Below are 14,912 nucleotides of genomic sequence, written 5' to 3' on the forward strand. Positions count from 1 at the left end.
AAGCTATAAATACTAGCACTATCAGCGTATAAGTGTGCATCACATGACTAAAAACTAGCAGTTCATAAAGCCTCAGCTATATTTATTAAATACATATAATGAGTTAGTTGAGGCCTCGCTAGATGAAATTGTTGATCTTTTTATTGTTCATTAGCTGTATTAAAGTTGATGCAGCTGAAATTACAATAGTAACGGAAGTATTTCCGGACTTTCAGTATATTAATGAAGATAACAAACTCGTTGGCCGCTCTGTCGATAAAGTTCATAAAGCGCTAGAAGGTACAGGTATAAACTACACTATGTTGGCGCATAGTTGGGCCATATCCTACAATGCAGCGCTACGCGATAAAAACACCTGTATATTTTCGATTGTTCGATTACCTAATAGAGAAAGTAAGTTTAACTGGGTAGGCGAACTGGAAAGCTTTGACTCTGCCATTTATGGTCTAAAATCCAGAGGTATAAAGTTAAACACCCTCAATGATGCTAAAAAATACAAAATAGCAGTACTGCGTGATAACTTTAGTCATCATTATTTGCTTGAAAGGGGCTTTAGTGAAAGTAAGCATTTATTACTCATCGATAGCCTAGATAAAATAGATAAACTCATAAGCACTCGTCACCATATACTTGATTTTGTTATCCTCAACAAGAAGCAATTTAACTATCGAGTTAAAACAGAGCCTAAGCTTGAGTTACTAGAACCATTACTTGATTTAAACACAACTCAGTCTCCGTTATTTTTTGCCTGTAATATAAATATGGATCCGGCTTTAGTTTCTCAATTAAAAGTTGCCTTTAATAAAATTTAAGCACTTTAAACTCACTGTTTTACCTCTTAAATAATTGAAAATTAATAGCTTAAATATATTTCGTAAATATAAATTGCTGCGTTTAAAAAACCGATTATAATCCAGCTGCTTTTTGTTTAAAAAAGCGCTAACTTATTGGAGCGTTAAATGGGTGATTTAATCGGGATTAGCTTATTGATCTTGATCAGTGCGTTGTTTGCTATGTCAGAAATAGCAATTGCAGCGTCGCGTAAAATAAAACTGCGGGTAATGGCAGATGAAGGAAATATAAAAGCAGCAGCGGTATTAAAGCTACAAGAAAATCCAGGGGCTTTTTTTGCCATGATCCAAATTGCACTCAACGCGATTGCGATTTTGGGTGGTATTGTGGGCGAGCAGGCTTTATCGCCTTATGTTGAAAGTGTTTTAGTGCTTTTTTATCAAGGTGCACACTTAGAAAAAATTAGCTTTTTATTCTCATTTTTTACTATTACATCTCTGTTTATCTTGTTCGCCGATTTAATGCCAAAACGTTTAGCGATGATCATGCCAGAAGCTGTCGCTGTTAGAGTCGTTACAATAATGCGCTGGGTAACCTTTGCCTTAACTCCGCTAGTGATGTTTTTTAATGGGGTAACTAACTTTGTGCTGCGCTTATTTAAAGTACCCGCTGAGCGAGAAGACAACGTTACAACTGAGGACATTGTTGCCATGATGGAAGCGGGTGCTGCATATGGTAGTTTGCAAAAGCAAGAGTATGAACTCATTGGTAATGTGTTTGACCTAGAAGCGCGGTTTTTATCAAGCGTAATGACGCCACGCGACCAAATTGTCTATTTTGATTTGAACGAATCTAGCCATGATATTGCGACCAAAATTATTGACCACCCTCATAATCACTTTTTAGTAGTGTCAGGAAATTTAGATAAATTGCATGGCTCTGTTGAATCTAAAGATATTTTACGACAAGTACTAAAAGGCGAAGCCGCCAATATAAACGATGAGCTGATTGATAAAGATGTTTTTTACTTACCGGAAACATTAAGCCTATCAGAAGCCTTAAATGCGTTTAAAAGCGCAGCAAAGCCATTTGCTGTTGTCGTAAACGAATACGCGCTTTCGGTAGGTATTGTAACGGTTAAAGACTTAATGAAAGGGTTTATGGGGGATTTAATTACTCATCAAGGTGATGAATTAATTATAGAGCGCGATAAAAATTCATGGCTTGTAGATGGGTTAACTCCAATTACCGATTTAGCAAAGGTACTTGATATAGAAGAATTTCCTGATCAGATGCACTATGAAACTGTCGCTGGATTTTTAATTTACAGTATGAAGCGAATCCCTAAACGTGCAGAGCATTTAACTTTTTCAGGCTTTAAGTTTGAAGTTGTTGATGTAGAGGGCATTAGGGTAGAGCAGTTGTTAGTTTCAAGAGTTATTAATCCACAGAACGACAACCCCCTTTAAAAAAGTAAGATAGTCGTTTATATAAATAGCCAAGCTGTTTTTGCTTGGCTTTTTTGTGCCTATTTAAAAGTTCTGTGCTTAAAATGAGTGGTTATTTCAATCTGTTTAATTGCTTTATTTTCAAACAGCTTTGATTCTATTTTCAAACAGCTTTGATTCTATTTTCATCAAATTAACATTAAATGCTACCTAAGGCGTATATTGTATTCAATAGTGTAAGTTTGTGTAAATTTCTCCTTATTAAGATTCATTATCAGCGCATTTTAATTTAGAATGATCGTTCACTCTAAACTAAAAGGTATTTAACATGCAGCGTTCCCGCATCGCTTTATTTGTATTGTCAGCCCTCGTCGGTTCTGTTGCTTTAACTGGTTGTGATCAGGCTGCTGAGCAGTCACAAGCTTCAGCTCCTAAAGCTGTCCCAGTGGGTGTAATTACAGTAAAAAGCCAAGCGCTTACTCTCAAAAAAGAACTTCCTGGTCGCATTAGTGCATTTCAAATTGCTGAAATTCGTCCACAAGTAAGTGGTATTGTACAATCTCGTTTATTTGTTGAAGGTAATGAGGTTAAACAAGGCCAAGCACTGTATCAAATAGACCCTGCTACATTTGAAGCAGACTTAGCAGCAAGTGAAGCAAGCGTAGCGCGCGCAGAGGCAAGCATTGCCAGCTCTAAATCAAAAGCATCGCGTTATAAAGAACTTTTAAAAATTAAAGCCGTGAGCCAACAAGATTTTGATGAAGCAGATGCCGCATATAAGCAAGCTAATGCTGAATTATTAACAGCTAAAGCGCAGTTAAAATCAGCGCAAATTAATCTCGATTACAGCCACGTCTCTTCTCCTATTAGTGGTCAAATTAGTAAATCAAGCGTAACAGTGGGTGCACTTGTAAGTGCCAATCAAAGTACAGCACTTGCTACAGTAACTCAGTTAGATCCAATTTATATCGATTTAACACAATCAAGTAATGAGCTTACCCAGCTTAAAAAAGCATTATCATCAGGTGCTCTAACTGTCGATTCGGCTAGTCAAACTGACGTTGAACTTATTATGGAAGATGGCTCTATTTATCCTCATAAAGGCACATTACAGTTTTCTGAAGTGACCGTTGATCCAAGTACTGGCTCAGTAACACTGCGTGCTAAATTTTCAAACCCAGAAAAATTATTACTGCCTGGCATGTATGCCCGAGCTTCTATTGTGGAAGGTGTTAAGGCGGGTGCTATTTTAGCTCCGCAACGTGGCGTTAGCCGTAATTCAAAAGGCGAACCAACAGCAATGGTTGTCAGTAAAGACAACACAGTAGAAAACCGCGTATTAAAAGTAGATAGAACTATTGGTTCTGATTGGCTTGTTACTGATGGCCTAAGTGATGGCGATAAGTTAATAGTTGAAGGTTTACAAAAAATCCGCCCTGGTGCACCTGTGAACCCATCTGAAATTCAATCGTCTGCTAAAGCCGATCAAGCTCAATAACGGAGAGTTTTAATGTCACGATTTTTTATCGATAGACCGATATTTGCTTGGGTACTCGCTATTGTAGTGATGCTTGCAGGTATTTTGGCGATTAGGAGTTTACCTATTTCGCAGTATCCTTCAATTGCACCACCTGCAGTGAGTATTACTGCAACGTACCCTGGTGCATCTGCACGAACACTTGAAGATACGGTAACGCAAGTTATTGAGCAAAAAATGAAAGGGCTTGATGGCTTGCTTTATATGTCATCTACGTCTGAGTCGAGTGGTTCTGCTACGCTTACACTTTCGTTTAGCGCTGAAACTGACCCTGATATTGCACAAGTTCAAGTGCAAAATAAACTAGCTACAGCAACTCCACTATTACCAGAAGCCGTACAAAGGCAAGGTGTGGTAGTTGCAAAATCAGCGCGTAACTTTTTAATGGTTTATGCTTTTGTGTCTAAAGATGGCAGCATGACTAATATTGATATTGGCGATTATGTTTCATCAAACGTGCAAGACATTGTCTCGCGTGTTGAAGGCGTAGGTGAAGTACAGCTGTTTGGTTCTCAGTACGCGATGCGTATTTGGTTAGACCCTACAAAGTTACAAAATTATAAGCTTACACCTGCTGATATTAGTGCATCAATTAGTGCGCAAAATGCACAAGTATCTGCCGGTCAACTTGGCGGTATGCCTGCCGTTGATGGTCAACAACTTAATGCAACAGTAACCGCGCAAAGCCGATTACAAACGCCAGAGCAATTTAAACAAATATTAGTTAAAACCAATCCAGATGGCTCTTTTGTACGTCTAGAGGACGTAGCTAAAGTAGAGCTTGGCGGTGAAAGCTACCGCGTTGTTGCTCGTTACGATGGGCAACCTGCATCAGGTTTAGGTATTAAATTAGCCAGTGGCGCTAACGCACTTGATACCGCAGAGGGCGTTAAAAAAGCAATTGAAGAGCTAAAACCGTTTTTCCCTGAAGGGTTAGATGCGGTAATACCTTACGATACAACGCCGTTCGTATCGTTATCTATCGAAAAAGTTATTCATACATTAATTGAAGCTGTTGTACTTGTTTTTGTAGTGATGTATTTGTTCCTACAAAACTTTAGGGCAACGCTTATTCCAACTATTGCCGTACCTGTAGTTTTACTAGGTACATTTGGTATTTTATACACCTTTGGTTATTCAATAAATACGCTAACGATGTTTGCGATGGTACTTGCCATAGGCTTATTGGTAGATGATGCAATCGTTGTTGTAGAAAATGTTGAGCGTTTAATGACCGAGGAAAAACTCTCGGCACTTGAAGCTACACGTAAATCTATGGATGAAATTAAAGGCGCGCTGGTAGGTATTGCCATGGTGCTTTCTGCGGTATTTATTCCAATGGCATTCTTTAGTGGCTCTACCGGTATAATTTATCGTCAGTTTTCTATAACACTCGTATCGGCGATGGGGTTATCTGTTTTAGTGGCTCTTATTTTAACGCCAGCATTGTGTGCAACGCTTTTAAAACCAAGCCATGTACATAACAATGACACGTTATTTGGTCGATTTTTTACAGGCTTTAACCGTGGTTTTGATAAAACAAATTCAGGTGCACAAAGCTTTGTAGGGCGCATGCTTACTCACTCTAAACGCTACTTACTTATTTATGGCGTGATTGTGGGCGGTATGGTTTATGTATTCTCAAGCTTGCCAACAGCATTTTTGCCTGACGAAGACCAAGGTATTTTGTTTAACCAAGTGTCATTACCAGCGGGTTCTACAACACAACAAACGCTTGAGGTTGTTAAAAAGGTAGAAAACCACTTTTTAAACGATCAATCTGAAGCAGTAAACGGTATCTTTACCGTGACTGGTTTTAGTTTTGCAGGTTCTGGCCAAAACTCAGCAATTGCCTTTGTAAATCTTAAACATTGGGATGAGCGTCAGCGTGACGAGTTATCTGTTCAAGGTGTTGCAGGTAAAGCGATGGGCTACTTTTCAACGATAAAAGAAGCCTTTGTTTTTGCCTTTCCGCCACCTGCAATTGTTGAGCTGGGAACTGCTAATGGCTTTAATATTTTCTTACAAGACCGTGTAGGCCTTGGCCATGAGGCACTTTTAGCTGCACGAAATCAGTTATTAGGTTTAGCAAGCCAAAGTCCAATTTTAGCGGGCGTGCGTCCAAATGGACAAGAAGATATGCCAGAGCTACAACTTGATACAGATTTGGCAAAAGCAGAAGCGCTTGGCGTGTCGCAAAATGATATTAACAGTACACTTTCGACAGCATGGGGTAGTAGTTATGTGAATGACTTTATTGACCGTGGTCGAGTGAAAAAAGTGTATATGCAAGGTGATGCACAATCTCGCATGGTGCCTGAGGATCTAAATAAGTGGTATGTGCGCAATGATAATGGCGATATGGTGCCGTTTTCAGCGTTTGCTAGTGCCTACTGGACGTATGGTTCGCCACGTTTAGAGCGTTACAATGGTTTTTCAGCAATGGAAATTCAAGGTAGTGCAGCGCCAGGTTACAGTACAGGCCAAGCAATGGATGAAATGGAGCGCTTAGTTAAACAATTACCAAATGGTATTTCGTCTGAGTGGACCGGTATTTCATTCCAAGAGCGCTCTAGTAGCGGTCAAGCACCTCTACTATATGGCTTATCGCTGTTGTTTGTATTTTTATGTTTAGCCGCGCTTTATGAAAGTTGGTCGGTACCGTTTGCGGTAATGATGATTGTGCCACTGGGTATATTTGGTGCGATTATGGCAGCGCTTGGCGGTGGCTTATCTAACGATATTTACTTGCAGGTAGGCTTGTTGACAACCATTGGTTTGGCATCTAAAAATGCGATACTGATTGTAGAGTTTGCGATTCATAAAATGGAAGAAGGGCTTGGCTTAGTTGATGCGGCTATTGCAGCTGTTCGCCTACGTTTGCGTCCAATACTTATGACTTCGATGGCCTTTATTTGTGGTGTTATACCGCTTGCTATTGCCTCAAGCGCGGGTTCTGGTGCGCAAAATGCGTTAGGTATTTCGATTATTGGCGGCACACTTGCATCATCAATATTAGTTGTTGTTTTTGTACCGTTATTCTTTGTGTTAGTGCGCCGTGTATTTCCTGGCAAAGCTAACGAGACAACGAAGGAGAGCGCAGAATGAGCATTAAAACATTCAGCCTAAGTGCAATTGCTTTATTGGTGCTAAGTGGTTGCCAATTAGCGCCTGAGCAAAAAGACCTTGCTCTACCAGTATCTGATGCTTATGCATCAGATACTGGGAAAACCGCTGCGCAGCAATTAAATTGGCAGCAGTTTTTTAATAACGAAAAACTACAAACGTTAATTAGTCAAAGCCTTGAGCATAACAAAGACATGCAAATTGCAGTGCTTAATGTGCAGCGTGTGCGTGGTTTATATCAAATTGAAGACTCTGCTTTGTATCCATCCCTTGATTTAAATGCATCTGGTACGCGCCAGCGTTTACCGGCTGACTTATCAGGTACTGGCGATGCAGCTATTAGCTCGCAATACAGTGCAACAGTGGGTATTACCTCTTACGAGTTAGATATTTGGGGCAAAGTACGCAATCAATCAGCGCAAGCACTGCAAAACTTATACTCTACAGAGCTTAGCCAATACAGCACGCAGGTGTCTTTAATTTCAGAGTTGGCAAATGCGTGGCTAAATTATGCAACTGATTTGCAACTGCTAGAGCTTGCAAAAGAAACGCTTACCTCTCAGCAAGAGTCATTATCGCTTACGCAAAAAAGCTTTGATTTAGGTGCGACGTCTTCAATTACCCTTGAGCAGCTTAAAAGCACAGTTGCTACGGCAAAAGTAGACATAGCAACGTACAAACGTTTGTTAAAGCGTGATAAAAGTGCCTTAGATTTATTAGTAGGTAAATCTGTTTCAGCTGATTTACTGCCTAATAAAGACCTGACTAACTTGATCAGTATGCCAGAAGTACCCGTTGGTTTACCGTCTGATCTGCTATCACAGCGCCCTGATATTAAAGCCGCTGAGCATTTAATGCTTGCTGCTAATGCCAATATTGGTATTGCTCGAGCGGCGTTTTATCCAAGCATAAGCTTAACAGCCAACGCGGGGTCTGCTTCAAGTGACTTAAGTGGCTTGTTTGATTCAGGCTCTGGGACATGGAGTTTTGTGCCGACAATTAGCTTACCTATTTTTAATATGGGACGTAACCAAGCAAATCTTGATGTAGCAAAAGCAGATCAAGAAATTGCAGTGGCAACGTATCAGCAAAAAATTCAAAATGCGTTTCGCGAAGTTGCCGATGCACTTGCTGATAGAGAAGGTTACCAAGAGCAATTAAGTGCCCTTGATATGCTTATAAGTAGTCGACAAATCACGTTTGATTTATCAAAAATGCGTTACGAAAAAGGCGCAGATAGCTACTTGCAAGTACTTGATGCTCAGCGTACGTGGTACGGCGCGCAGCAGCAGTTAATTGCGGGTCAGCAAGCGTATCTTGCGAGTCAAATTAACTTGTACAAAGCGCTTGGTGGCGGATGGAATGTAGCCAGTGAAACAACTCAGGAAGAGAAATAATATTTGCGGCTTTTAAAGCCGCATTACATATTTATATGGCGAGACTATTTATAGCTCTTGCTTTACTGAGTTTATGACTTGGTAGTGGAGTTGAACATGAAGCCTAAAGCAAAAAGGCAAACAGATCCCGCGATAGCACTTGCTAGGCGTGAGCAAATTTTAACAGCTGCTGCAGAGTGTTTTCGCCGTAAAGGTTACCACGGTGCAGGTATGGCAGAAATATCTAAAACGGCAGGGATGAGTGCAGGGCATATTTATAATTACTTTGAAAGCAAAGAAGCGATTATAGAAAGCATTATTGAAAAAGACATGGAAGAAATGTTCTCTATCTTTCAAAAGTTTGAAGATCACCCTGGTGATGTTTTGGCGGCTCTTTTAGATAGCTTAAATATTGGCGTGCAAAGACACATGGATACAGGCTCGTGTGTTATTGATTTAGATATGATGGCAGAAGCGGGTCGTAATATTAAAGTTGCTACTCTTTTGCGTGAAACCGATATTCAAGCAAGAGGGCGCATGAGGCAGCTTTTAACAAGCGAGCGAAGTGCGCTCAAGGACATTGATGAGCGTGAACTTGAAAGCCGAATTAATGTTATTTTTTCGATGATGGCAGGGTTATTACTTAGAAAGTTACTTTACCCTGAGCTAACCGAAGAAACGGTACTCATAGCGCTTCGCCCTGCGATGAAAACATTACTGATGCCATTTGATAAAGCGCAGTAACGCTCAAAGTAAATAACTAAAAAGTAAGCTAGCCAATATTTTGGCTAGCTTTTTTATTTATACTATTTAAAAACGCTCGATTGACCACTGAAGTGCAACAATTGCGATAGCAACGGAGCCCATTGGCATTAACCATTTTTTATACCAAGTGTAGTGTCGTACATAAATGAGTATTGGTAAGGCTATCAGTAATATACTAAGTTGACCGATTTCGACGCCTAAATTAAACGCCAATATACTGAGCAGTTGATAGTCGCTCGACAGGCCAAGTTCGCCAAGTACGCTCGCAAATCCCATCCCATGTAGTAAACCAAAAGCAAAAGTAAGCCAACCTAAACGAAGTACCAACGGCCACACATTATTTAATGCTGCAAATAAAACCGATATAGCAATTCCAAGCTCTACCCAGCGACTATTTGGTGATACAAGGTTCATAGCGGTGGCGGTAAGCGTAATAGAGTGCGCAAGCGTAAACGCGGTTACTATCCATGCTGTGTGTTTAATAATGTGTTTTTTAGAGCTAATACCTTGCCATGCTTTATTGCTGCGTTTTAAAACACAGGTAAGTAACAAAGCGATTAAAAATAAAATATGATCAATACCAATCCAAATATGTAAAACACCTTGGTAAACGTATTGATTAAAGGTACTTAAATAACTTGTTTGTTCAAAGCTGAACGTTTGTTGTGCCTCATTGATATTAAATACACGAGATACACCGTTAATATTTACGATGGATTTATGGTTAGCATCAGTTTTGAAAAAAGCGGAATAGGAAAGGGTGATTGCTTCATTGTCATCACAGCTAAACTGCAGCGGAATAACCAAATAAGGTTGGTTAAAATGGTTATCTAGCTGATAGATACCTTCACTTTTTAAAGGGCATATTTGCGCGCTTTGCGTGATATTTAAATTTTCTTTAATGAAGTTATTAATTGAGCTGCGTTTTGCTTTTATTTCTGTCCACGAAATTTGGCCGTTTTTATCTAAATCCAGAGGCACTGCGTGCTCTAAGTCGGCAATATTTATTTGCCAAGTACCCGTGTATAGATTTTTGCTGGTGTCGTTATTGTTTTCGCTATTTAAGGTTATATAACTTGTACTTAGTTGATGGGCAAAGCTGTAAGTTGAAAAAATGCACAGCATTAAAGTGAGTATAAATAGATAAGGCGTTTTCATAGTGTATCTCGTTGCATCGCTTTTGCTTGAATAAGTAATTGCTCATCGGTGCTCATTTTAGCCTGCTGCCAATTAATATGAGCCCAGTAAAGTGCTTTTTCGCGATTTGGTTGTACATCAAGGTAATATTTAGCTAAGTCACTTGCATGAAAAGAATCTTTACGAAGCTCTCGTAGCGTAACTCTTTGCGCCATTGTATTTTGCCATTTTTTATCGCGTTTATTTAGTTTTTTTTCTGCGATTGAAAGCCTTAGTAAAATAGCATCTTCTAAATTACTTTTATCTGGAAGCAGTACGCTTAATGTATTTAATACTTGTTGAGGTTGATTTAGCGCAATTTGAATATCGGCCCATAACACAATGAGGCTCACAGGAGCTTGAACTAAATCTACGCTTTGTAAGTGAGACAAAGCTTGCTTGTAGTTACTTAGACGGTAGCTCATTTCACTTAAAACATGGTTTGTAGCTAAACTAGTTTGATTATTGTTTATAATTTTAACTAATGTTTGGTAGCTGTCTAAAACGCTTTCATGCTGGCTTTGTACGTCTAGTACACAAGTGCTAGCAGTAATGGTACTTACTTGACCAATCAAGGCAACACAGTGTTGTTTTGCCTTTGTAAATTCACCTTGGGTCATCAATATATTGGCCAGTAACAAATGGCTATTACTGTGCTTTGGCTCGGTAATCAAAACGTTGTTGGCAACGTTAATTGCTTCGTCAAAAAGGTGCTCTTTTTGTAAAACACGAGCATATAAGTAACCAATTTGAGATGAGGGTGTTTGTTTATATAGCTGGGCTAAACGGGTCTTAAGTAGCCCCTGTAAACGCTCTGTTTGGCCTACATATTGGCTGTTAGTGACTAATGTATTTATTTCCTCAACAGACAGAGAAGCACTAAGCGTTGAATTACTGTTAGAAATAACTGCGTCATCTTTTGGAGTATAAGGAGCCGCACTCACCGCGAAAGAGGTTAAGCAAATAGCAATAATAGTGAGGGGTTTAAGTACTGATAAATGCATTATAAATATCCTTTGAAAAAAAGCCATCCATGGCCTGTCAGCTTAATGACTTGGTTAGTTACCGCTTGTAGAAATTAATCCATCAACATCGGTATCAGTGTTTGTAAACACCCGACCATTAACAGTTAACGGCTCTGCATTTGGCGCTTGGTTAAATGCATCGGTTGCAAATTGAGCAAAGTCAACTTGCAGCGCCTCAATCGTAATACTTACTGTTGCAGTAACTTGCGAATTAACGCCATCACTAACACCAAACATAAAGCTATCTGAACCTGTTGCTTCTTTATTAGGTGTATAAGTAAAGTTACCATCACTGTCAACATTAACAGTACCGAGCATTGGCTCACTTGTTAACGAGTAAGTAAGTGAGTCGCCATCATTATCGCTTGCGTTAAGCATATCGGTAATGCTTACTTCAGTTTGTGTTGTTAGCATTGCATCGCTTGCTGTAGGTGCGGTGTTTACAACCGGTGTAGGTTGTTTTTTATCATCATCGCTACTACATGCTCCCAATGTTAATGCACTGAGGAGAACACAAATATGGGTAGTTTTTAAATTACGCATTATTTTACTCCTTATTTAGAGCCAGCAAGTGGTGTTGCAAGGTATGGGAATGTTGAGTCCATCATTGTTGCATCAATAGGTGCGCCGTCTGTAAATGGCACTGTGCCTGTATTAGCATCCTCTGGTGCACAAAGTCCTAAATCAGTGTCTTCACCATTTACAGGAATCGGATGACATAAACGACCCATCACAACACGAAGTGCAATATCAACCACATCATCACCCGGGCGACGACCATTTGGGAAGCCGGCTAAATCATTACCCGCTACACCAAATGCAGATTGATCAGCTTGCGCTGTTGCTGCAATGCCTGTATTTAAACGCAGCATTTCCGAAGGTGTTACAGTTGCTTGCTGATTAACGCCTGCAAAACCCGTTAAAAATGCAGTGATTAAATCAGTACGCGGGAAGTTAGTGGGTGCCAGAGTTTCTAAGTTTGCGTCAAGGGTCGTATTAACAGCATCTTTAAACAAAATGTTTAATAACTCAGGTAGTGCTGGGTGAGATACATAATCTAAAAATTGTGCATCGTCTTTAGGGTGCGCAGTAGAAAATGTGTCTTTGTCTTTAATGCCAATTACAAGCTCATTTACAAGCGGGCTACCTAGGCGTGAAACCTGAGTTAATGCACCACCGTTTACCGCATTATTAGCAAATTTAGCATTGGGGTTTAATACACGTGCTTGAGGTAAGCTTGCTGTTGTCCACGAACCTATTACGCCGTTACCTTCACCGACAATACAGCTTTTAGGTATTTCGATAGCGATTGATGTTACGTTTTTATCTGCAAGGTCGTCATTATCAGCTGATTGCGTTATACCACCTGGAAAACCACCGCCGTCACCAGCACCAGGGGCGCTATCACCTTCTACAGGTACATAGTTTACTAAATCAAATGTTTTACCTAGGTTAACTACAAACGGGTCTTTACGCTGTCCTACAAAAACTTGTGCCATGCTCTCACAGTTAGGAATTGAAACCTGATACACAAATTGGTCAGCATAAGTTTGATAATCGCTCATTGAACCAAATGTTTTATTACCCACATAATCAAGCGGTTTAGAAAATGTGCTGGAGTTTGATGCAGTGTTATTTAATAGCGTTGTTTCGCCAGTACGCTGCGCGCCGCTTATCATGCTTACTGTGTATGATTCGCTAAAATTTGCAGCGCTGTTATCTCCGGCAGATACACCGCCTACATTTTTAAGCGGTACAGACACGGTGCGTTGATTACCTTCAGGTCCAACAGTTAATTGCACACCTTGGTTATCATTAGGAAGCATGCTTTTAAAGTTAAACGCAAATGTAATATCTTCAACAGCATCGCCGTCGTTATCTATATGAATGCTGTAAGTAGCATCTGGGTCCATTGCAAAGTAATTAGGACCGCCGTATGCATCTTGCAGCGGGATGTAATTAGCAATTAATGTGACGTAATCGTCACGACCTTGCTCGTAACTATTAAATACATAAAAATCGGTAGAATCTAAAGTCGGGAAACGGCTTATATTTGGCGCTTCTCTGTGGCTAGACGCTTCACTTGGTGCACTTATAAACGTACTGCATACTACTACTGCGAGTATTGATGGAGTTAAAGCTTTCATGACTTTGTCCTTTAGTTTTGATTGAAGTCGTAGTTAATAACGGGTGAGAGTTCAGTATGGATGCAAAAAAGTTAAAATGTTTTTATTTTTTGTTAAAAACTTTAAGGAAAGGTTAGCTGCTTAATGTAAGCAGCTAATAAAAGGCTATAAAAGTAGAGCTACAGGAGTATAAGTTCTGTAGTGTATAACACCTCGGTTGGTGATCCATTTGGTGAACCACCAATAGGTTCTAAACTCACTGCTAGTAATGCAATATCACTTGCGTTAAAACGGTTATCTTTTAATAATATCTTGCTACCTTGCTTGGGCAGTAAACCCAATGAAATAGGTGTATCTTGCCCTTTTAAAATCATCCACAGCTCGTAATCTTTATTGGTTTGGGCAACCAATTGGCTACTGGCTTTAATTGAAAGCCCTTGCTCGCTTACATCAATAAACCACAATGATTGCTTGTCTTGATTTTGAACCAAGGCAATTTGTTGTGTTTGAACAACATTAGTAGAAGGTTGAATAATCAAAAAGGCTAAAACAATACATGCAGCTGTTGCAACAAAAGACCATGTACGCCAAATAGAAGGCTTAGTATGTATCACCGTTTTGGTGGGTTGTATTTGGTTTTCAATACGCTGTAGTATATTTATCCATACATCGTCACGTGGCGTTTGTGGTGTAATAGCACTGGCCAAGTTATTTAGGTTTTGCTCCCACATAATTGTTGCTTCACGTGCTTGATTTGAGTTAAGTAACAGACGCTGAAAACGCTTACGGGCAAGCCCTCTAAGTGTGCCAAGCACGTACTGCCCAGCAAGCGCGTCTAATAGTTCGGGTTTATTATAATTCATAATGTTAAACACCTTTGTAGCTGCATAAGCCCACGCCTGATCCAGCTTTTAACTGTACCTAAAGGCGTTTCTATATGATCCACTAACTCGCTATGACTCAGCCCCTTATAATAAGCTAAGTGAATAGCTTGTTTTTGTTGCGGCTCAAGCTGTTCGATACAATTGACCAGTTTCGTTTCTTCATCGTAATTAACGTCAACACTTTCATTTTCATTTTCATTTTCATATTCGTCATCGCCTAACGACTGCTCTTTTCGTACTTTGTGATAGCGCAGTGAGTCAAGACTTCTATATCTGACTATACTTATCATCCAACTAATAACGGTGCCTTTAGAGGCGTTATATTCAGATGCGTTATGCCAAATTTTTATAAAAGCGTCTTGTAGTGCCTCTTCTGCATAAGCCCTGTTAGTGAGCATATTTAAGCTAATAGCAAAAAGTTTGCCGCTAGTTTGTTGATATAAACTTGAGAAAGCATTTTTGTCTCCTTGTGCTGTTGCGCACAAAAGAGGGAGTAAATCATCGTTATCCATAGGGGTCCTGTTTTTCTTATTATCATTGAGTAAACGGTTGAGGGTGTGATTTGGATGCAAAAAAATTTAATTGCCTTTTAGATTAGCTGCTTTATACGTAAGTACAAGCAATAATCGGTCAGTGTTTGAAATTTAGACGTGTAAG

General features: G+C 39.7%; 12 protein-coding genes. 6 read left to right on the forward strand and 6 right to left on the reverse strand.

The genetic code is table 11. The features are described from left to right. The first annotated feature begins 122 nt into the window (after positions 1-122). From H5116_RS12955 to H5116_RS12980, 6 genes are all read left to right on the forward strand, one after another. Positions 123-812 (forward strand): transporter substrate-binding domain-containing protein, encoded by a 690-nt coding sequence (locus H5116_RS12955; protein WP_039488472.1) that lies wholly within the window; start codon positions 123-125, stop codon positions 810-812. Positions 813-959: 147 nt separating this feature from the next. Then, positions 960-2,261, forward strand: coding sequence for a hemolysin family protein (locus H5116_RS12960; RefSeq protein ID WP_002959027.1), 1,302 nt, complete (start codon positions 960-962; stop codon positions 2,259-2,261). A 307-nt stretch (positions 2,262-2,568) separates the two neighbouring features. After that, on the forward strand, positions 2,569-3,738 hold the full coding sequence (locus H5116_RS12965; RefSeq protein WP_182716335.1) for an efflux RND transporter periplasmic adaptor subunit: 1,170 nt from the start codon (positions 2,569-2,571) through the stop codon (positions 3,736-3,738). A 12-nt stretch (positions 3,739-3,750) separates the two neighbouring features. Then, positions 3,751-6,885: an efflux RND transporter permease subunit gene (locus tag H5116_RS12970; RefSeq protein ID WP_182716336.1), complete on the forward strand. Its 3,135-nt coding sequence runs from the start codon at positions 3,751-3,753 to the stop codon at positions 6,883-6,885. Continuing rightward, positions 6,882-8,300, forward strand: coding sequence for an efflux transporter outer membrane subunit (locus H5116_RS12975; protein WP_182716337.1), 1,419 nt, complete (start codon positions 6,882-6,884; stop codon positions 8,298-8,300). The genes H5116_RS12970 and H5116_RS12975 overlap by 4 nt, the downstream gene beginning before the upstream one ends. Before the next feature lie 96 nt (positions 8,301-8,396). Continuing rightward, on the forward strand, positions 8,397-9,023 hold the full coding sequence (locus tag H5116_RS12980; RefSeq protein WP_182716338.1) for a TetR/AcrR family transcriptional regulator: 627 nt from the start codon (positions 8,397-8,399) through the stop codon (positions 9,021-9,023). Between the two features lie 66 nt (positions 9,024-9,089). Here H5116_RS12980 and H5116_RS12985 read toward each other — a convergent pair whose 3' ends face one another. From H5116_RS12985 to H5116_RS13010, 6 genes are all read right to left on the reverse strand, one after another. Then, on the reverse strand, positions 9,090-10,202 hold the full coding sequence (locus tag H5116_RS12985) for a HupE/UreJ family protein (protein ID WP_154902906.1): 1,113 nt from the start codon (positions 10,200-10,202) through the stop codon (positions 9,090-9,092). After that, positions 10,199-11,224: a hypothetical protein gene (locus H5116_RS12990; RefSeq protein ID WP_182716339.1), complete on the reverse strand. Its 1,026-nt coding sequence runs from the start codon at positions 11,222-11,224 to the stop codon at positions 10,199-10,201. Before H5116_RS12990 ends, H5116_RS12985 begins: the two co-directional genes overlap by 4 nt. Positions 11,225-11,278: 54 nt before the next feature. Next, a complete protein-coding gene (locus tag H5116_RS12995; RefSeq protein ID WP_024600513.1) occupies positions 11,279-11,788 on the reverse strand; it encodes an Ig-like domain-containing protein in 510 nt (169 codons plus the stop codon). Between the two features lie 11 nt (positions 11,789-11,799). Then, on the reverse strand, positions 11,800-13,392 hold the full coding sequence (locus H5116_RS13000; protein ID WP_182712336.1) for a DUF4331 domain-containing protein: 1,593 nt from the start codon (positions 13,390-13,392) through the stop codon (positions 11,800-11,802). 158 nt (positions 13,393-13,550) lie between these two features. Continuing rightward, entirely contained in the window at positions 13,551-14,234 is a 684-nt protein-coding gene (locus H5116_RS13005) for an anti-sigma factor domain-containing protein (protein WP_182716340.1), read from the reverse strand. Then, positions 14,231-14,767 carry a sigma-70 family RNA polymerase sigma factor gene (locus tag H5116_RS13010; RefSeq protein ID WP_182716341.1) on the reverse strand — a complete coding sequence of 179 codons (537 nt, stop codon included), beginning with the start codon at positions 14,765-14,767 and terminating at the stop codon, positions 14,231-14,233. The genes H5116_RS13005 and H5116_RS13010 overlap by 4 nt, the downstream gene beginning before the upstream one ends. Between the last annotated feature and the right edge of the window lie 145 nt (positions 14,768-14,912).

Origin of the sequence: Pseudoalteromonas sp. SG45-2 (genome assembly GCF_014164115.1) — a bacterium.
Taxonomy (GTDB): Bacteria; Pseudomonadota; Gammaproteobacteria; order Enterobacterales; family Alteromonadaceae; genus Pseudoalteromonas; species Pseudoalteromonas distincta.

Bases quoted from the DNA above. Each gene is read 5' to 3' on its own strand.
- H5116_RS12955 (WP_039488472.1), top strand. From the start codon at position 123: ATGAAATTGTTGATCTTTTTATTGTTCATTAGCTGTATTAAAGTTGAT.
- H5116_RS12960 (WP_002959027.1), top strand. From the start codon at position 960: ATGGGTGATTTAATCGGGATTAGCTTATTGATCTTGATCAGTGCGTTG.
- H5116_RS12965 (WP_182716335.1), top strand. From the start codon at position 2,569: ATGCAGCGTTCCCGCATCGCTTTATTTGTATTGTCAGCCCTCGTCGGT.
- H5116_RS12970 (WP_182716336.1), top strand. From the start codon at position 3,751: ATGTCACGATTTTTTATCGATAGACCGATATTTGCTTGGGTACTCGCT.
- H5116_RS12975 (WP_182716337.1), top strand. From the start codon at position 6,882: ATGAGCATTAAAACATTCAGCCTAAGTGCAATTGCTTTATTGGTGCTA.
- H5116_RS12980 (WP_182716338.1), top strand. From the start codon at position 8,397: ATGAAGCCTAAAGCAAAAAGGCAAACAGATCCCGCGATAGCACTTGCT.
- H5116_RS12985 (WP_154902906.1), bottom strand. From the start codon at position 10,202: ATGAAAACGCCTTATCTATTTATACTCACTTTAATGCTGTGCATTTTT.
- H5116_RS12990 (WP_182716339.1), bottom strand. From the start codon at position 11,224: ATGCATTTATCAGTACTTAAACCCCTCACTATTATTGCTATTTGCTTA.
- H5116_RS12995 (WP_024600513.1), bottom strand. From the start codon at position 11,788: ATGCGTAATTTAAAAACTACCCATATTTGTGTTCTCCTCAGTGCATTA.
- H5116_RS13000 (WP_182712336.1), bottom strand. From the start codon at position 13,392: ATGAAAGCTTTAACTCCATCAATACTCGCAGTAGTAGTATGCAGTACG.
- H5116_RS13005 (WP_182716340.1), bottom strand. From the start codon at position 14,234: ATGAATTATAATAAACCCGAACTATTAGACGCGCTTGCTGGGCAGTAC.
- H5116_RS13010 (WP_182716341.1), bottom strand. From the start codon at position 14,767: ATGGATAACGATGATTTACTCCCTCTTTTGTGCGCAACAGCACAAGGA.